The 17,596-nt window shown below is 63.0% G+C and carries 14 protein-coding genes; 2 read left to right on the top strand and 12 right to left on the bottom strand.

The window, feature by feature from the left end:
- Nucleotides 1–66 precede the first annotated feature (66 nt).
- The 7 genes from HX851_RS12385 to leuC all read right to left on the bottom strand — a co-directional run bounded on the left by HX851_RS12385 (nucleotide 67) and on the right by leuC (nucleotide 9,410).
- Nucleotides 67–2,622 (bottom strand): motility hub landmark protein FimV, encoded by a 2,556-nt coding sequence (locus HX851_RS12385; protein WP_177065527.1) that lies wholly within the window; start codon nucleotides 2,620–2,622, stop codon nucleotides 67–69.
- A gap of 206 nt (nucleotides 2,623–2,828) precedes the next feature.
- On the bottom strand, nucleotides 2,829–3,830 hold the full coding sequence (locus HX851_RS12380) for an aspartate-semialdehyde dehydrogenase (RefSeq protein ID WP_177056341.1): 1,002 nt from the start codon (nucleotides 3,828–3,830) through the stop codon (nucleotides 2,829–2,831).
- Between the two features lie 261 nt (nucleotides 3,831–4,091).
- Nucleotides 4,092–5,204 carry an aspartate-semialdehyde dehydrogenase gene (asd, locus tag HX851_RS12375; RefSeq protein ID WP_017129390.1) on the bottom strand — a complete coding sequence of 371 codons (1,113 nt, stop codon included), beginning with the start codon at nucleotides 5,202–5,204 and terminating at the stop codon, nucleotides 4,092–4,094.
- Between the two features lie 68 nt (nucleotides 5,205–5,272).
- A complete protein-coding gene (leuB, locus tag HX851_RS12370) occupies nucleotides 5,273–6,355 on the bottom strand; it encodes a 3-isopropylmalate dehydrogenase (RefSeq protein ID WP_177056342.1) in 1,083 nt (360 codons plus the stop codon).
- A gap of 57 nt (nucleotides 6,356–6,412) precedes the next feature.
- Nucleotides 6,413–7,177 (bottom strand): class I SAM-dependent methyltransferase, encoded by a 765-nt coding sequence (locus HX851_RS12365; protein WP_177056343.1) that lies wholly within the window; start codon nucleotides 7,175–7,177, stop codon nucleotides 6,413–6,415.
- A 159-nt stretch (nucleotides 7,178–7,336) separates the two neighbouring features.
- Complete coding sequence (gene leuD, locus HX851_RS12360; protein WP_177056344.1) at nucleotides 7,337–7,981, bottom strand: 3-isopropylmalate dehydratase small subunit; 645 nt, start codon at nucleotides 7,979–7,981, stop codon at nucleotides 7,337–7,339.
- Nucleotides 7,982–7,991: 10 nt separating this feature from the next.
- On the bottom strand, nucleotides 7,992–9,410 hold the full coding sequence (leuC, locus tag HX851_RS12355; RefSeq protein WP_177056345.1) for a 3-isopropylmalate dehydratase large subunit: 1,419 nt from the start codon (nucleotides 9,408–9,410) through the stop codon (nucleotides 7,992–7,994).
- A 153-nt stretch (nucleotides 9,411–9,563) separates the two neighbouring features.
- Between leuC and HX851_RS12350 the strand changes: the two genes are divergently transcribed.
- Nucleotides 9,564–10,454 carry a LysR family transcriptional regulator gene (locus tag HX851_RS12350; protein WP_177056346.1) on the top strand — a complete coding sequence of 297 codons (891 nt, stop codon included), beginning with the start codon at nucleotides 9,564–9,566 and terminating at the stop codon, nucleotides 10,452–10,454.
- Between the two features lie 70 nt (nucleotides 10,455–10,524).
- Complete coding sequence (locus HX851_RS12345; protein ID WP_177056347.1) at nucleotides 10,525–13,800, top strand: PAS domain S-box protein; 3,276 nt, start codon at nucleotides 10,525–10,527, stop codon at nucleotides 13,798–13,800.
- Nucleotides 13,801–14,023: 223 nt separating this feature from the next.
- Here HX851_RS12345 and HX851_RS12340 read toward each other — a convergent pair whose 3' ends face one another.
- The 5 genes from HX851_RS12340 to HX851_RS12320 all read right to left on the bottom strand — a co-directional run bounded on the left by HX851_RS12340 (nucleotide 14,024) and on the right by HX851_RS12320 (nucleotide 17,501).
- Nucleotides 14,024–14,473: an Hsp20 family protein gene (locus HX851_RS12340; protein ID WP_177065526.1), complete on the bottom strand. Its 450-nt coding sequence runs from the start codon at nucleotides 14,471–14,473 to the stop codon at nucleotides 14,024–14,026.
- A 111-nt stretch (nucleotides 14,474–14,584) separates the two neighbouring features.
- A complete protein-coding gene (locus tag HX851_RS12335) occupies nucleotides 14,585–15,544 on the bottom strand; it encodes a tRNA dihydrouridine synthase (RefSeq protein WP_177056349.1) in 960 nt (319 codons plus the stop codon).
- Nucleotides 15,545–15,617: 73 nt separating this feature from the next.
- Nucleotides 15,618–16,052 (bottom strand): acyl-CoA thioesterase, encoded by a 435-nt coding sequence (locus tag HX851_RS12330; RefSeq protein WP_177056350.1) that lies wholly within the window; start codon nucleotides 16,050–16,052, stop codon nucleotides 15,618–15,620.
- Nucleotides 16,053–16,095: 43 nt separating this feature from the next.
- Nucleotides 16,096–16,929 (bottom strand): alpha/beta fold hydrolase, encoded by an 834-nt coding sequence (locus HX851_RS12325; protein WP_177056351.1) that lies wholly within the window; start codon nucleotides 16,927–16,929, stop codon nucleotides 16,096–16,098.
- A gap of 32 nt (nucleotides 16,930–16,961) precedes the next feature.
- Nucleotides 16,962–17,501, bottom strand: coding sequence for a TetR/AcrR family transcriptional regulator (locus tag HX851_RS12320; protein ID WP_177056352.1), 540 nt, complete (start codon nucleotides 17,499–17,501; stop codon nucleotides 16,962–16,964).
- Between the last annotated feature and the right edge of the window lie 95 nt (nucleotides 17,502–17,596).

The raw sequence follows: 17,596 nt of genomic DNA, 5'->3' as shown, positions 1-17,596 counted from the left end.
CCATGATCGGCAAAACGACAACGGCAGCCCGGGGGCTGCCGTTGTCGTGAGTGCCAGCGGATCAACTCAGGCAAGACGCTTGAGCATTTCCCTGGCTTCGTTCTTTTGCGTTTCGCTACCTTCGCTCAGGACTTCAGCAAGAATATCCCGCGCACCGTCCCTGTCGTCCATGTCGATATAGGCCTGGGCCAGATCGAGCTTGGTCGCCGCCTCGTCGGTTCCCGAGAGGAAGTCGAACTCTGGTTCGTCATCCCCCAGCGCCGCGTCATCCGCGGTAAAGGTCGGTGCTGCCAGCGGTGGCTGCTCCAGACTCTGGGACAGACGGTCCAGCTCGGCGTTGACGTCATCGAGTTCGTCAGTGAAGGCATTCGGCCCGGTATCGACCGCCAGTTCGTCAGCCAACGACAGGTCGAAGTCTTCCGACAGCCCCAGGTCATCCAGCGCATCGAGGGTCGGTACTTCACCCTGAGGCACTGCCGGATCGTCGGTCAGGCCCAGCAGGAAATCATCGTCCGCCTGGATCGAGGCAGGCTCGTCGCCGCCCAGGTCCAGATCGAAGTCCGACAAGTCGTCCGGGCTCGCCTTGGCTTCGGTCTGTTGTGCCAGCACCGACTCGAAGCTCAAGTCGTCGTCGAGTTGCAGGTCATCCAGGTCAAGATCCGCGACCGGGGCCGGAACGATCGAAGGAGAAACTGCCTCCAGGTCATCCAGGCTCAGGTCGAAATCGTTGTCGAACTCATCCACCACCGGAGCTGGCGCTGGTGCCGCTGCAACCACGGGCTCCGGCACTGCAACCGGGGCTGGCGGCTCTTCCTGCAACAGCTCCTGGACAAACTGCTCGTCCAGCTCGGCAGCGACCGCCGCCGCGCCAAGACCTGCTACCGCCGCCACGGCAATCATGCCGGGAAAGCGACTCTTGAGCTGCTCGACCTGGGCATGGTTCTCGCCATTGGCGACCAGTTGCCGCTCCTGGACGACAAAGCCATCACGATCGCCCTGACGACCGTAGACTTCCATCAGCTTCAGGCGCAGATCACTGCGCTGCGGCTCAAGCTTGACCGCCTCTTCCAGCAGATCGGCAGCCTGGTTCAGGTGCCCACGTTCGATATGCAGTTCAGCCTGGCCCAACACATCGGTCGGGCGCTCAGCGACGGGAGCCGGCGCCTGGGCCGGCGCCAGCTTTACGCTGGGCGGAGGCACCTCCAGGCCCTCGAAACTGCTTTCCGGCATATCCAGGTCTGCGGCGAAGTCGGTTTCTTCAGACAGCGCCCGCGCCATGCGCTGGTGCTTCTCGGCTTCCTGCTGGGCCTTGCGGCGACGCACCAGGAGCAGCATGAGCAACAACAGCACCAGCACCACGGAGCCGGCGATCAAGCCCAGGAGAATCGGACTGGAAAGCAGGTCGTCGAGCTTGCGCTCTTCGCTGGGTGCCGCTTCGGTCTGGATCGGCGGTTCGACCGGCTTGATCGCCTCGGCTGGCGCAGGTGTCGCGACGATTGGCGCCGGAGCCGCTTCCGGCTTGGCCACCAGTTCGGCCGGCATTGCCGGCTGGCCGGCGGCCGGCGCGGCACCCGTACCTTCCGCCTGCAACTTGGCCAGTTGATCGTTTTTCAGCTGGATCAGGCGCTGCAGCTTGTCCAACTGGCTCTGCAGGTCTTCCATGCGGCTTTTCAGCTCGGCATTGTCGCGACGGGTAGAGTCGAGGCTTTCCTGGGTCACCGCCAGCTTGTTGCTCAAGGCCTTGCTGTCGCCAGCCGCGCCCTTGCCACCCTTCTTGCCGCTCTCGGCCGAAACCAGGCTGAGGTTGTCCTTGCCGGCACCACGGGATGGCGTTGCTTCGCCGCCCTTGTGCCGGGTGGCATCCACTTGTTGCTTGCCAGGATGGGCCGAACGACGCCCCTGGCGCCACGCGGCATTCTGCGCGGCCACCTCGGCAATCGCCTTGGACTGCGGCAGGCTGGTGCTCTGCACCGAGTCCGGCATGCGCAGCACCTGGCCGGTCTTCATGCGATTGATGTTGCCATCGATAAAGGCACCCGGGTTCAACGCCTGGATAGCCAGCATGGTCTGCTGCACGGAGCCGCTATTGCGCTCCCTGGCGGCGATTTCCCAGAGGGTATCCTTGGGACCGGTGGTGTACTGCTTGGCCTTGGTCGGCGCGGTCACCGGTGCGCTCGGCGCGACAACCGGTGCCGGCTTGGCGGCATCGCCCGGCGGTGCGTACTTCGCCGGATCGAGCAGTACGCTGTAGTCACGCATCAGCCGCCCATTGGGCCACTGCACCTGGACCAGGAAACGTACATAGGCTTCGGACAACGGCTTGCTCGAGGTGACGCGCACCACGCTGCGACCGTTGGGATTGAGCACCGGCGTGAAGGTCAGGTCGCTCAGGAAGTCCTGGCGGCTGACGCCGGCGTCGCTGAACGCCTGGGGAGAAGCCAGGCTCGGAACGATATCGGAGGCGCTGAGGCCACCGACATCCTGCAATTCGATTTCCACCAGCAATGGCTGGTTCAGGGTCGACTTGAGGGTCATTTCCCCCAGCCCAAGCGCATGCGCCATACCGGAAGACAGCGCCGAAGCGGCCGCTATTGCTAACACCAGTTTGCGAACTTGAACCATAGCCTCTTCCTTTGTTAGTGCGTTCCTCGGCCAGCGAGAAGGTGGTGTAGCTGCCTTGCGGCATGGCGCGCGGCCCTGAAAAACCACCGCAACACCCTGTTTTAGCCGATACCCCTGCAAGTGCCCGAGGGGCAGCTCACCTTCAGCAACCAGCCTGAGCATAGCGTCAGGCTAGAATCATTCTGCAAATTGTCGCCAAGTATCTTTTACAGCGGGTCTTTTATCAACAATTCAGCCAGTTGCACAGCGTTTAGCGCGGCCCCCTTGCGAACGTTGTCCGACGTCAGCCACAGATTCAGTTCCGACAGATCGTCAACACCATGACGAACCCGTCCGACATAGACCACATCCTGGCCCACGGCGTCACCGACAGCGGTCGGATAATCACCGGCGTCCACCAGCTCGATGCCATCCGCGGCTTCCAGCGCTACGTTCACCGCTTGCAGATCGACATCGGCAGCCGCCTGCAGGGACACACTATAGCTATCGCCAAAAAACACCGGGGCTTGAACGCAAGTGACTGAAATTTTTAGTAAAGGTGCTGCGAGCAGTTCACGCAACTCGCTGACCAGGCGCTTCTCCAGGGAAACATGCCCCTCTGCGTCCGGCTTGCCGACCTGGGCCAGCAGGTTGAAAGCAATCTGCCGATCGAAGAAGCGCGGTTCCAGCGGGCGCACATTCAGCAGCTCTGCCGTCTGCCGGGCCAATTCGCTGACGGCTTCGCGGCCCTGGCTGGACACGGCCAGGCAGGCGGTCAGGGTCACGCGCTGGAGATCCAGCAGCCCCTTGAGCGGTGCCAGCACCACGGCCAGCGCGGTGGCCGCAGCGCTCGGACTGCCAACCTGCACCGGTTTCTTCAGCGTCGCCAATACCTGGGCATTGGCTTCCGGTACCACCTGAGGCGCGGGCAAGGCACCGGACAGATCGATGACGGTGCAGCCGGCTGCAGTGGCACGCGGGGCAAAGCTCAGGGTTACCGCCGGGCCGGCGGCGAAAAATACCAGCTGGACCTTGGCGAAATCGAACTCGTCGACTTCACGTACACGGACATTCTTGCCCCGAAACGGCACCGAGTGACCGGCGGATTCGCTGCTGGCCAGCAAATGCAGGTCGGCCACCGGAAAGTCGCGCTCCTCGAGAATCTGTACCAGGGTCTCGCCAACAGTGCCGGTGGCGCCGATCACGGCAATATCAAAGGACTGACTCATGGGTTTGACCTCAGGCAAAACGGGGGGAGCGGCACTTTACCCTAATTGTGGCGAGCGGGCTTGCCCGCGCTCGGCTGCGCAGCAGCCGCAAAACCGGATACCTCGGTGTGCCTGACACAGCGAGATATCCGATCATAGGGCCGCCTCGCGCCCCAGCGCGGGCAAGCCCGCTCGCCACAGGGACGCGTGGCGCCAACCGAAGACTGCCAATAAAAAAGCCCGCGACTCTGGCGAGACGCGGGCTTTCAATGCATCAGCGAATCAACGTTCCAGCAGGATCCGCAGCATGCGCCGCAGCGGCTCGGCCGCGCCCCACAGCAACTGGTCCCCCACGGTGAACGCGCCGAGGAACTGCGAGCCCATGTTCAGCTTGCGCAGACGCCCTACCGGGATGTTCAGGGTACCGGTGACCTTGGTCGGACTCAGTTCCTGCATGCTGATTTCACGCTGGTTCGGCACCAGTTTGACCCAGGGGTTGTGCTGGCTGATCAGCCCTTCGATATCGGCGATCGGCACATCCTTGTTGAGCTTGATGGTCAGCGCCTGGCTGTGGCAACGCATGGCGCCGATACGCACGCAGATACCGTCCACCGGGATCGGGCTCTTGAAGCGACCAAGGATCTTGTTGGTCTCGGCCTGGGCCTTCCACTCTTCGCGGCTCTGGCCGTTCGGCAGTTCCTTGTCGATCCAGGGGATCAGGCTGCCGGCCAATGGCACACCGAAGTTTTCGGTCGGATAGGCGTCGCTGCGCATGGCTTCGGCCACACGACGGTCGATATCGAGGATAGCGCTGGCCGGGTCGGCCAGTTGATCGGCGACGGCCGCGTGGGTCGCGCCCATCTGCTTGATCAGTTCGCGCATGTTCTGCGCGCCGGCACCGGAGGCCGCCTGGTAGGTCATGGCGCTCATCCACTCCACCAGGCCGGCTTCGAAGAGGCCGCCCAGGCCCATCAGCATCAGACTGACGGTGCAATTGCCGCCGATGTAGTTCTTGGTCCCGGCATCCAACTGCTGGTCGATGACCTTGCGGTTCACCGGATCAAGGATGATCACCGCGTCATCCTGCATACGCAGGCTGGAGGCGGCATCGATCCAGTAACCCTGCCAGCCGGCTTCGCGCAGCTTGGGGAAAACCTCGCTGGTGTAGTCGCCACCCTGGCAGGTCAGAATCACGTCGAGGGTTTTCAGCTCTTCAATGCTGTAGGCATCCTTCAGCGGGGCAATATCCTTGCCCACGGACGGGCCTTGGCCACCGACATTGGAAGTGGTGAAAAACACCGGCTCAATAAGATCGAAGTCCTGCTCTTCCAGCATCCGCTGCATGAGCACGGAACCGACCATACCGCGCCAACCGATCAGACCTACACGTTTCATCGCAACTACACCTTTTACAAAAGTGGGTCACCGTTTCCAGGGATGAAAGAAACGGTGGGCCCGAGAGATTACAGATTCCGCAGCGCGGCGACTACTGCGTCGCCCATTTCCTGCGTTCCTACTTTGCTGCAACCGGCCGACCAGATGTCGCCCGTACGCAGGCCCTGGTCCAGCACCAGGCTCACGGCCTTCTCGATGGCAGACGCGGCGTCGTGCAGATTGAAGCTGTAGCGCAGCATCATCGACACCGACAGGATGGTCGCCAACGGGTTGGCAATGCCCTGCCCGGCGATGTCCGGGGCCGAACCGTGGCAAGGCTCGTACATGCCCTTGTTGTTGGCATCCAGGGATGCCGACGGCAGCATGCCGATGGAGCCGGTGAGCATCGACGCTTCGTCGGAAAGAATGTCGCCGAACATGTTGTCGGTGACGATCACGTCGAACTGCTTGGGCGCACGCACCAGTTGCATCGCGGCGTTGTCGACGTACATGTGGCTCAGCTCGATGTCCGGATAGTCCTTGGCGACCTCCTCGACCACTTCACGCCACAACTGACTGGAGGCCAGGACGTTGGCCTTGTCCACCGAGCAAAGCTTCTTGCCGCGCACGCGGGCCATGTCGAAGCCGACACGGGCGATACGGCGGATTTCGCTTTCGCTGTATGGCAGGGTGTCGTAGGACTGGCGCTCGCCGTTTTCCAGTTCGCGGGTGCCGCGCGGGGCGCCGAAGTAGATACCGCCGGTCAGTTCGCGGACGATCAGGATATCCAGGCCCGAGACGATTTCCGGCTTCAGGCTCGACGCATCGGCCAGTTGCGGATAGAGGATCGCCGGACGCAGGTTGCCGAACAGGCCCAGTTGCGCACGGATCTTCAACAGGCCGCGCTCGGGACGGATATCCCGTTCGATTTTGTCCCACTTCGGCCCGCCGACGGCGCCAAGCAGCACCGCGTCGGCGGCGCGGGCGCGGTCCAGGGTTTCATCGGCCAGGGGCACGCCATGCTTGTCGATGGCGGCGCCGCCGATCACGTCGTGGCTCAACGCGAAACCCAGGCTGTACTTCTGGTTGGCCAGTTCCAGCACCTTGACCGCTTCGGCCATGATTTCCGGACCGATACCGTCGCCTGGGAGAATCAGAATCTGCTTGCTCATGCTTTCCTCGTGTCATCTGTCGGTGCACCCGTGGTCACGGGGCTGCCGGAAAAAAGTCTATCGCTCGGCCCACAGCACCAGTACATCCGTACTGAACGAACCATCGGCCTCAATCTCAAAATATTCCCGCACTTCGGCGCCCATCGCCTGCTGCAGGTCGCGAATCGCCACGCGCAACGCCGGTGGCGTACGCATGCGTTCGACCCAGGAGCTGTACTCCAGGCGCAGGCGCTGGCGACTGGTACTGCGCACGTGCAGGCCGGCTTCGCTGACCTGGCGCAACCACTCGCCCGCCGAGTAATCGCGGACATGACTGGTGTCGCGCAGTACCTCGACACTCTGCAGATAGGTGTCGAACAACGGACTGCCGGGGGACATTACGTCGATAAAGGCCGCGACGCCACCCGGTTTCAGCACCCGCCGCACTTCCCGCAGGGCCAGGCCGAGATCGCTCCAGTGGTGCGCCGAGTAGCGGCTGAAGACAAAATCGAACTCACCATCGGCGAATGGCAGGCTCTCCGCCGCGCCGCAGACGGTGGCGATATTGCCCAGGCCGCGCTCAGTTGCAGCCGCGGCCACCACATCGAGCATCTGCTGCGAGAGGTCATAGGCGGCCACCTTGCTGACCAGCGGTGCCACATGAAAACTCACATGACCGGCCCCGCAGCCCAAATCCAGGACCCGCGCATCGCCGCGCCCGGCCAGTTCCGCCTGCAGCAGCGCGAACTCGGTGCCCTGGGCGTGCACGGCGCTGCTCAGGTAGGCAGCCGCTTGTTCGCCGAATTGCTTTTGAACGACTGCGGTATGGGCGTTGCTGGTCATGGAACCATCCTCTGGATATCAACGCGGAGCGGGAAAATCAAAAACACCACAACCCTGTGGGAGCCGGCTTGCCGGCGATGGCGCCCCTGAGATCAATACAGGGCTCAAGGGCCTCATCGCCAGCAAGCCGGCTCCTACACAGGACATGTCAGCCTCGAATCAAACGTCGCGAAACAACCACGGCTGGCTCGCCCGGTGCTTGGCTTCAAAGGCCGCGATCGCATCACCGTCGGTCAGGGTCAGGCCGATATCGTCCAGGCCGTTGAGCAGGCAGTGCTTGCGGAACGCATCGACTTCAAAGTGGTAGACCTTGCCGTCCGGACGGGTCACGGTCTGTGCGGCGAGATCGACGGTCAACTGGTAGCCCGGGGTCGCTTCGACCTGCTGGAACAGTTCGTCGACTTCGCTCTCGTCGAGGATGATCGGCAACAGGCCGTTCTTGAAGCTGTTGTTGAAGAAGATATCGGCATAGCTCGGCGCGATGATGCTGCGGAAGCCGTACTCGTCCAGGGCCCACGGCGCATGTTCGCGGCTGGAACCGCAACCGAAGTTTTCCCGCGCCAGCAGGACACTGGCGCCCTGGTAACGCTCGGCGTTGAGGACGAAATCCTTGTTCAACGGGCGCTTGGAGTTGTCCTGGTAGGCGTAGCCGACATCCAGGTAGCGCCACTCGTCGAACAGGTTCGGACCGAAGCCGGTGCGCTTGATCGACTTGAGAAATTGCTTGGGAATGATCTGGTCGGTGTCGACGTTGGCACGATCCAACGGCGCGACGAGACCGGTGTGCTGGGTAAAGGCTTTCATGTGATTGTCCTCAGATCAATTCGCGAACGTCGATGAAACGACCGTTGACGGCAGCCGCAGCGGCCATGGCCGGGCTGACGAGGTGGGTACGCCCGCCGGCGCCCTGGCGCCCTTCGAAGTTGCGGTTGGAGGTCGACGCGCAGTGCTCGCCGCTTTCCAGGCGGTCCGGGTTCATCGCCAGGCACATGGAACAGCCCGGTTCACGCCACTCGAAACCGGCCTCGAGGAAAATCTTGTCCAGGCCTTCCGCTTCCGCCTGGGCCTTCACCAGGCCGGAGCCCGGTACCACGATGGCCTGCTTGATGGTCGAAGCCACCTTGCGACCCTTGGCGATCACCGCCGCGGCACGCAGGTCTTCGATCCGCGAGTTGGTGCAGGAACCGATGAATACGCGATCGAGCTGGATATCGGTGATCGCCTGGTTGGCCTGCAGCCCCATGTACTTGAGCGCCCGTTCGATGGAACCGCGCTTGACCAGGTCGGTCTCCCTGGCCGGGTCCGGTACGTTCTGGTCAACCGCCAGGACCATTTCCGGAGAAGTGCCCCAACTGACCTGTGGCTTGATCTGCGCGGCATCGAGCTCGACCACGGTGTCGAACACCGCGTCGGCGTCGGACACCAGGTCTTTCCAGGCCTCGACAGCCAGGTCCCACTCGGCGCCTTTCGGTGCGAACGGACGGTCCTTGACGTAAGCCACGGTCTTTTCATCGGCGGCCACCAGGCCAACACGGGCACCGGCTTCGATGGACATGTTGCAGATGGTCATGCGGCCTTCGACGGACAGGTCGCGGATCGCACTGCCGGCGAACTCGATGGCGTGGCCGTTGCCGCCAGCGGTACCGATCTTGCCGATCACGGCGAGGACGATGTCCTTGGCGGTCACGCCAAACGGCAACTGGCCTTCGACACGCACCAGCATGTTCTTCATTTTCTTCGCCACCAGACACTGGGTAGCGAACACGTGCTCGACCTCGGAGGTGCCGATACCGTGGGCCAGGGCCCCGAAGGCGCCGTGGGTCGAGGTATGGGAGTCACCGCAGACCACGGTCATGCCCGGCAAGGTCGCGCCCTGCTCCGGGCCGATCACGTGGACGATGCCTTGACGCACGTCATTCATCTTGAACTCGGTGATGCCATATTCATCGCAGTAATCGTCGAGGGTCTGCACCTGCAGGCGCGACACCTGGTCGGCGATCGCCGTGATACCGCCCTTGCGTTCCGGGGTGGTCGGTACGTTGTGGTCCGGCGTGGCGATGATCGAGTCGACCCGCCAAGGCTTGCGCCCGGCCAGCTTGAGGCCTTCGAACGCTTGCGGCGAGGTCACTTCGTGGATGATGTGACGGTCGATATAGATCAGCGACGACCCATCGTCGCGCCGTTTCACTTCATGGGAATCCCAAAGCTTGTCGTAAAGCGTTTTGCCGGCCATCAGACGTTTCCTCATCAGCTTGTTTCTATGCCCCGGTTTATTGATGACTATTCTCAATAACCCTTTGGCTTGTGAGGTCGATCCTAGGGGGTTAGAGTGAATAACTCAAATTCATAATTTTTATGCTTTGGATAACCAAATGGAATACAGATAATGGACCTGGCCAACCTCAACGCCTTTATCGCCATTGCCGAGACCGGAAGCTTCTCCGGCGCCGGTGAACGCCTGCACCTGACCCAGCCGGCCATCAGCAAACGGATCGCCGGACTGGAGCAGCAACTCAATGTGCGGCTGTTCGACCGGCTGGGTCGCGAAGTCGGCCTGACCGAGGCGGGCCGGGCCCTGCTGCCCCGGGCCTACCAGATTCTCAATGTGCTGGATGACACCCGCCGGGCCCTGACCAACCTGACCGGCGAAGTCAGCGGGCGCTTGACGCTGGCCACCAGCCATCATATCGGCCTGCACCGCCTGCCCCCGCTGCTGCGAGCCTTTACCCGGCAGTACCCGCAGGTGGCGCTGGATATCCAGTTCCTCGATTCGGAGGTGGCCTATGAGGAAATTCTCCACGGCCGTGCCGAACTGGCGGTCATCACCCTGGCGCCGGAACCGCATCACCTGGTCCGCGCCGTACCGGTGTGGGACGATCCGCTGGATTTTGTCGTCGCCCCCGAGCATCCGCTGGCCAGCAGCGGTACGGTCAGCCTCAGGGATATCGCCCACCGCCCGGCGGTCTTCCCCGGCGGCAATACCTTTACCCACCATATCGTCCAGCGCCTGTTCGAAGCCCAGGGCCTGACACCGAATATCGCCATGAGTACCAACTACCTGGAAACCATCAAGATGATGGTGTCCATCGGTCTGGCCTGGAGCGTGCTGCCGCGCACCATGCTCGACGATCAGGTGGCACGCATACCTTTACCGGGCATACAACTGAGTCGCCAGCTAGGCTATATCCTGCATACCGAACGGACGCTGTCGAACGCCGCGCGGGCCTTTATGGCGTTATTGGATGGGCAGACGGATTTGCCGGCCTTATCGGCATAAGCCAGGCCTGGCTCGCCCCATCAGGTCTTTTGCAGCAAAAACGTTCCTTCCACCCCAAGGACTGCTGTTGATGCCCAAGCATGCTAGCCGTATTCCACCCTTGCCACGCATCCATGCCCTCGACCCTCACGAGTCGGAAAAGAGCTGGGAAAACGCCCCGCAGCTATTGGCAGCGCTCAATGGCGCACGCCTCGGGGCCTGGTATTGGGATATCGAAAGCGGGCTGATCAGTTGGTCCCGCGGCACCCAGGCGCTGTTCGGCTTCGATCCGCATCAGCCACTGCCCAAGGACCTCGATTACCTGGAACTGCTGCCAGCCGAAGACCGTGCCCGGACAATAAGGGCCTTTCATGCCGTGCTGGCCGGAGAGCCGCTGGAACAGGCGATGCATCACCGCATCCGCTGGCCGGACGGCAGCCTGCATTGGCTGGAGATCAATGGCAGCCTGCTGCCGGACAAGCGCGGAAAACCGCGAATGATCGGTGTGATCCGCGAAATCACCCACCAGCGCCAGCGCGAACACGCCCTCAGCAGCTCGGAAAAACGCTTTGCCACGCTGTTCCACCTGTCGCCGAACATGGTCCTGCTGACCCGCGAGGAGGACGGCCTGATCAGCGAGGCCAACCAGTATTTCGAAAGCCTGTTCGGCTGGCCGGCACTCCAGGTGATCGGCCTGACCACCGTGGAGCTGGGTCTGTGGGTGCATCCCGAGGAGCGCGAACGGCTGGTCAAGTCCCTGCGGGCCAAGGGCGAGTCGGTCAGCCAGGAAGTGCAGTTCCGCGGCAGCAACGGGAAGATCCACGACGGCATCCTCAGTGCCCAGCGGGTCGAACTGGAAGGTCAGGCCTACCTGCTCAGTACCTTTCTCGACACCACCGAACAGAAAAACGCCGAGCAGGCCCTCAAGGACAGCCAGGAACGCCTCGACCTGGCCCTGGATTCGGCCCAGTTGGGCACCTGGGACTGGCACATCCCCAGCGGCATGCTCTACGGTTCGGCGCGGGCGGCGCAGTTGCACGGCCTGGAGCCACAACCTTTCCATGAATCCTTCGACGCATTCTTCGACGGTGTGCCCACCGAAGAACGCGACAACATGCGCCAGGCCTATCGCAGCCTGCGCGAAGGCCCGGCGGGCAACTACCAGTTGACCTATCGGGTGCAGCTGGAAAACGGCACCTCGCGCTACCTGGAAAGCCGCGCGCGGCTCTACCGCGACAGCGAGGGCAATCCGCTGCGCATGGCCGGCACCCTGCTCGACATCACCGAGCAGGTCGAGCGCGAACAGCGCCTGCAAGCCTCGGAAGAGAAGTTCGCCAGCCTGTTCCAGGCCAGCCCCGATCCGATCTGCGTGACCCTGCAGGACAGCGGGCAGTTTATCGAGATCAACTCGGCCTTCACCCAGACCTTTGGCTGGAACATCGACGAGATCCGCCACCGCAGCGCCGAACAGATCGGCCTCTGGGACGATTCGGCCAAGCGCCTGCAACGTATCCAGCAGGTGATTCGCGACCAGGCGCTGAACAATGTCGCGGTGATCGTCCACCACAAGAGCGGCCAGGCCCTGACCTGCGTGATCACCAGCCGACAGATCGTGGTCGAGGAGCAGCCCTGCATCGTCACCACCCTGCGCGATATCACCCAGCAGCAACGGGCCGAAGCCGCGCTCAAGGCCAGCGAGGAGAAATTCGCCAAGGCCTTCCACTCCAGCCCCGACGCCATCACCATTACCGAGCGCGACAGCGGGCGCTACCTGGAGGTCAACGACGGTTTCTGCCGGCTGACCGGCTACACCAGCAGCGAAGTGATCGGCCGTACCGTCTATGAACTGGGCATCTGGGCCGACCATAAACAGCGCACCGCCCTGCTCACCGAGCTCAAGGAAAAGGGCCATGTCCCCCATCGCGACATGCTCGGGCGCAACAAGCGCGGCGACGTACTGACGGTGGAAGTGTCGGTCGAACCCATCACCCTCAACGAAACCGCCTGCCTGCTGTTGACCGCCCGGGACATCAGCCTGCTGAAGAACGCCCAGGCGCAGATTCGCCACCTGGCCTACCACGACCCGCTGACCAACCTGCCCAACCGCGCCCTGCTGATGGACCGCCTGAGCCAGCAGATCGCCCTGCTCAAGCGCCACAATCTGCGCGGCGCCCTGCTGTTCCTCGACCTGGACCACTTCAAGCACATCAACGATTCCCTCGGCCACCCGGTGGGTGACACCGTGCTCAAGGTGGTCACCGCCCGCCTCGAAGCCAGCGTGCGCACCGAAGACACCGTGGCCCGCCTCGGCGGTGACGAGTTCGTGGTGCTGCTCAGCGGCCTCGACGGCTCGCGCAGCGAAGTCACGCAAAAGGTCCGCGACCTGGCCGATACGATCCGCGAGTTGCTGGCCGAGCCGATGTTCCTCGACGGCCAGCGCCTGCAGGTGACGCCGAGCATCGGCGTGGCACTGATCCCGGACCACGGCTCGACCCCGGCCGACCTGCTCAAGCGCGCCGATATCGCGCTGTACCGGGCCAAGGACTCCGGGCGCAATATCACCCAGATGTTCCACAGCACCATGCAGAAGGCCGCCAGCGAACGCCTGCGCATGGAAAACGACTTGCGCCAGGCCCTTTCCCGGGGCGAGTTCAGTGTGCACTTCCAGCCTCAGGTCGACGCCCGCGACAACAGCATCGTCGGCGCCGAAGCTCTGGTGCGCTGGCATCATCCGGAGCTTGGCGCGCAATCGCCCACCGAATTCATCAAGGTGCTGGAAGACAGCGGGCTGATCCTCGAGGTCGGCACCTGGATCCTCGACCATGCCTGCGAAGCATTCGGCGTGCTACTGCGCGACGGACTGATCCTGCACTCCTTCAGCCTGTGCGTGAACATCAGCCCGCGCCAGTTCCGCCAGGCCGACTTCGTCGAACGGGTGGAACGCACGCTGCTGCAACACAACGTGCCGTCATCGATGCTCAAGCTGGAAATCACCGAAGGTATCGTGATCCAGAACATGGAGGACACCATCAGCAAGATGCGTCGTCTGAACAAGCTCGGCGTCAGTTTCGCCATGGATGATTTCGGCACCGGCTATTCGTCGCTGACCTATCTCAAGCGCCTGCCGGTGGACGCGCTGAAGATCGACCAGTCCTTTGTCCGCGACGCGACCCACGACCCCAACGACGCCGAGATCATCCGCGCGATTGTCGCCATGGCCCGCAGCCTCGGCCTCACGGTGATTGCCGAAGGCGTGGAACTGCCGGAGCAACTGGTGTTCCTCGAGGGCCTGGGCTGCCATCTGTACCAGGGCTACCTGCACAGCCGGCCATTGCCCATCGAGGAATTCAGGACACTGCTGACCTGAGCCATCGCACTATCCCTTGTGGCGAGCGGGCTTGCCCGCGCTGGGGCGCGAAGCGGCCCTGAAAGCAGTGATCGCAGTGTGACAGACAGAACGCAGTAGCCGGTTTTACGACTGCTTCGCAGCCGAGCGCGGGCAAGCCCGCTCGCCACAAAAGGTATCGGCTCTTGGCATCGCTCAAACAAAGAACCCCGCCGAGGCGGGGTTCTGTCTTGCGGGCTTGCGCTTAGTGCTGCAAGGCCGGTTGTTGCGCGCCGTTGATCGGGATGCGCTTGGCTTTCGCCTCCTCCGGCACGACCCGCAGCAGGTCGATATTCAACAGACCGTTGCTCAGACCGGCGGCCTTGACCTCGATATGATCGGCCAGGCGGAAGGACAACTTGAAGGCACGCTGGGCAATGCCCTGGTGCAGGTAGCTGACGTTTTCAGCCTTGGGTTCACGCTTGCCGCCACTGACGGTCAGCACGCCTTTCTCGACTTGCAGTTCCAGGTCTTCTTCCTGGAAGCCGGCGGCCGCGACAACGATACGGTACTGGTCTTCGCCGTGCTTTTCGACGTTGTAGGGCGGGTAGCTGCTGCCGGGTTCATTGCGCAGTGCGGTTTCGAACAGGTCGTTGAAACGGTCGAAGCCGACGGAAGAACGGAACAGTGGAGCCAGGGAAAATGCGGTAGTCATGTCAATCTCCTGAAATTCAGCGAGTGGTTTTAGCCGCGACCCGAATTCGGCATCGCGTACCCCTTAGATAGGAGCGCCCCTACGCATTTCAAGAGAGTGTGCTGATTTTTTTCAGGCGACTTCAGCCAGCGGCGCATTCACCAGACGCCCGACCGCGTCGCAATCGGTCTCCCGGCGCACGGTATTGAACAGCTCGACGGCCTCGGGGTAATTGCGCGTCAGCATTGCCAGCCACTGCTTCAGGCGGCCCGGCGCCTGGCGCGGCGTCAGTTGCGTGACCACCTGCGCCCAGAAGTCACGAATCAGCGGTTGCAGGTCGGCCCAGCTCATCTCGACCACCTCTTCGCCGGCCCGCGCCGCCGCGATCTGCCGGGCCAGGTCCGGGCGCGACACCAGGCCGCGGCCAAGCATGAAGTCCTCGGCGCCGCAGACCTCGCGACAACGTCGCCAGTCCTCCACCGACCAGATATCGCCATTGGCGAACACCGGCACCTTGACCACCTCCTGCACCCGCGCCACCCACTCCCAATGGGCGGGCGGCTTGTAGCCGTCGACCTTGGTCCGCGCGTGCACGACAATCTGCGACGCGCCACCTTCGGCCAGGGCCGTGCCGCAGACCAGCGCACCGTCAGGGCTGTCGAAGCCCAGGCGCATCTTCGCCGTCACCGGGATATGCGCCGGCACCGCGCGGCGCACCTGTTCGACAATGCGGTTGAGCAGCTCCGGTTCCTTGAGCAGCACCGCCCCGCCCCGGGACTTGTTCACCGTCTTGGCCGGGCAGCCGAAGTTCAGGTCAATGACCTGCGAGCCCAGCTCACAGGCCAACGCCGCGTTTTCCGCCAGGCACACCGGATCGGAACCCAACAGTTGCACGCGCAGCGGCACGCCGGCAGCGGTCCGGGCCTCGGTCAGCAGTTCGGGAGCGAACTTGTGGAAGTAGGCCGGCGTCAACAGCGAGTCATTGATCCGGATAAACTCGGTGACGCACCAGTCGATGCCGCCAACGCGGGTCAGGACATCACGCAGGATGTTGTCGACCAACCCCTCCATGGGCGCCAGGGCAATTTGCATGGGTGACTCTCTTCAAAAACCGGACAAAAAAGGTGCGGCAGTTTACGGGGTTCTTCCGCAAACCGGTACATCCTCAGACCGGCTGTACCGCCGGACCGTAACCTTCGAGAAATTCCACCGGCATGCGCTTGGGCCGGCCACTGGACAGCTCGATGCAGACAAAGGTGGTTTGCGCGCGCAACAACGTCAGGTTGTCGCTGGGACGGACCAGTTGAAAGCGCCGGGTCATCTTCAGGCGCTGGTCCCAGTCGACGATCCAGGTCGCCAGCTGCAGTTCGTCGCCTTCATAGGCCGCGGCCAGGTAATCGATTTCGTGGCGCACCACCGCCATCGCCCGGTCCAGCCGGCGATACTCGACCAGATCCAGCCCCAGGCGCTGGGAATGGCGCCAGGCACAACGTTCCAGCCAGGTGACATACACCGCGTTATTGGCGTGCCCGAGGCCGTCGATGTCCTCGGCGGCCACCTGCAGGTCGAGGGTGAAGGGTGTCGCCAGATCCCAGCTCATGTACCGCTCCCGGTCAATTCAAAGACCGGGGCAGTGTAACGGATCAGGCCGATTGACGCTGCGCGAGGCTGCGGCCCGCCAGCAGTGCGAGCACACCGTCGATAAACCGCTGATCGGCCAGCACCTGCAGGTGGCCGCCGCTTTCCAGGCGCAGCAGACGGCTGTCGAACCAGGCTTCGTGAATACGTCGTGATTCATCCACGCCGACCATTCGGTCATCTTCGGCATGGACGATCAGCCCTGGCATATCCATCTGGTAGTGCTCGATATCCAGGTGCGCCGCACGCATCCCGACATCCCGTTCGACTTCACGGATAAACGCCGAACGCGCCCGCGGCGGCAAGCCGACATAACGCGCGAAACCACGTAGCACGCCCAGCACCCGGGCCGGGGCGGCGATACTGACCAGGGCTTCGGTGCGCAGTCCGAGCTGAGTGGCGAGCATCGCACTGGCACCGCCCATGGAATGGCCGACCACCGCCTTGAGCGGCGGCAGTTCGGCGGCAGCCTCGAGCAAGGCCCGGGCAAACACCACCACATTCGCCTCGCGCCCCGGCGAACGACCATGGGCCGGACCGTCCAGCGCGACGGCGGTATAACCGGCCGCCACCAACGCATTGATCAGGTTGGCGAACTGCGTCGGCCGCCCTTCCCAGCCGTGCATCAGCAGTACAGTGGGTCCTTGCCCCCAGCGCAGGGCGGAAAGGCCGAAGCGCAGGGTGATCCGTTCCGCGGTTGCCAGCAGCGGCAACTCCCAGTCCCGGGGCAAGCGCTCGCGGGGGGTCATGAAAGCCTGGCGCATGCGGCTAGCGACCACCCGTGGCGCCACTCGACCCAAGGTGCCATTGATGCCACGAATCCAACTCAAAGTGCTCATCGCGTGTTACCTCAGGCCAGGGGTGAAACCTGTCAGAGCACTGCCGACTTGGCAGCGCGCAGCAATCTGTCGGACAACTCGCCCGCTCCCAACGCCCGCGCAACGGCCAGGCCGCCGATCATCAGGGCGATATCGGCCAGGGCCTTGTCGGTGTCCTCGGGGCTGGCCGCGAGTTGCGCGACCATCAATTCCACATGTTCGTTGAGCGCTTCGCGAAAGCACGCCGGCAGGCTGCCGATCTCGCCGACCACGGCGGGCAGCGGACAGGCATGATCGACGGCATCACGGTGCTTGCGCGACAAATAGAAGGCGGCAAACAGCGCACGACGCTCTTCGCCGGGCAGCTCGCTGTCGACGTCGTCCATTTTCGCCCGGCGTTGCGACAGCAACTGTTTGAAGGCCTCGAGCATCAGCGCATCCTTGCTCTCGAAATGCGCATAGAACCCCCCCACGGTCAGTCCGGCAGCCGCCATCACTTCGCTGACACTCGGCTCGGCCGGGCCACGCTGGATCAGGGCAGCGCTGGCGGCCTGCAGGATTCGCTCGCGGGTCTGAGCTTTCTTATCGTTCATTGCCACCTCCAAATATTACAATGGAAATATTATTCGCATAATATTTTTTCGCAAGGCTTAAGTATGACCGCTGGTCTGACAATAAATGGCGAAAA

Source organism: Pseudomonas gingeri (genome assembly GCF_013385635.1).
In the GTDB taxonomy this organism is placed as follows: Bacteria; Pseudomonadota; Gammaproteobacteria; order Pseudomonadales; family Pseudomonadaceae; genus Aquipseudomonas; species Aquipseudomonas gingeri_A.
Note: the sequence above shows the minus strand (reverse complement) of the source record. Positions and strands in the feature narration are given on the sequence as shown.

Bases quoted from the DNA above. Each gene is read 5' to 3' on its own strand.
- HX851_RS12345 (WP_177056347.1), top strand. From the start codon at position 10,525: ATGCCCAAGCATGCTAGCCGTATTCCACCCTTGCCACGCATCCATGCC.
- HX851_RS12340 (WP_177065526.1), bottom strand. From the start codon at position 14,473: ATGACTACCGCATTTTCCCTGGCTCCACTGTTCCGTTCTTCCGTCGGC.
- HX851_RS12365 (WP_177056343.1), bottom strand. From the start codon at position 7,177: ATGACCAGCAACGCCCATACCGCAGTCGTTCAAAAGCAATTCGGCGAA.
- HX851_RS12380 (WP_177056341.1), bottom strand. From the start codon at position 3,830: ATGAGTCAGTCCTTTGATATTGCCGTGATCGGCGCCACCGGCACTGTT.
- HX851_RS12325 (WP_177056351.1), bottom strand. From the start codon at position 16,929: ATGAGCACTTTGAGTTGGATTCGTGGCATCAATGGCACCTTGGGTCGA.
- leuB (WP_177056342.1), bottom strand. From the start codon at position 6,355: ATGAGCAAGCAGATTCTGATTCTCCCAGGCGACGGTATCGGTCCGGAA.
- leuD (WP_177056344.1), bottom strand. From the start codon at position 7,981: ATGAAAGCCTTTACCCAGCACACCGGTCTCGTCGCGCCGTTGGATCGT.
- leuC (WP_177056345.1), bottom strand. From the start codon at position 9,410: ATGGCCGGCAAAACGCTTTACGACAAGCTTTGGGATTCCCATGAAGTG.
- HX851_RS12335 (WP_177056349.1), bottom strand. From the start codon at position 15,544: ATGCAAATTGCCCTGGCGCCCATGGAGGGGTTGGTCGACAACATCCTG.
- asd (WP_017129390.1), bottom strand. From the start codon at position 5,204: ATGAAACGTGTAGGTCTGATCGGTTGGCGCGGTATGGTCGGTTCCGTG.
- HX851_RS12385 (WP_177065527.1), bottom strand. From the start codon at position 2,622: ATGGTTCAAGTTCGCAAACTGGTGTTAGCAATAGCGGCCGCTTCGGCG.
- HX851_RS12330 (WP_177056350.1), bottom strand. From the start codon at position 16,052: ATGAGCTGGGATCTGGCGACACCCTTCACCCTCGACCTGCAGGTGGCC.
- HX851_RS12350 (WP_177056346.1), top strand. From the start codon at position 9,564: ATGGACCTGGCCAACCTCAACGCCTTTATCGCCATTGCCGAGACCGGA.
- HX851_RS12320 (WP_177056352.1), bottom strand. From the start codon at position 17,501: ATGAACGATAAGAAAGCTCAGACCCGCGAGCGAATCCTGCAGGCCGCC.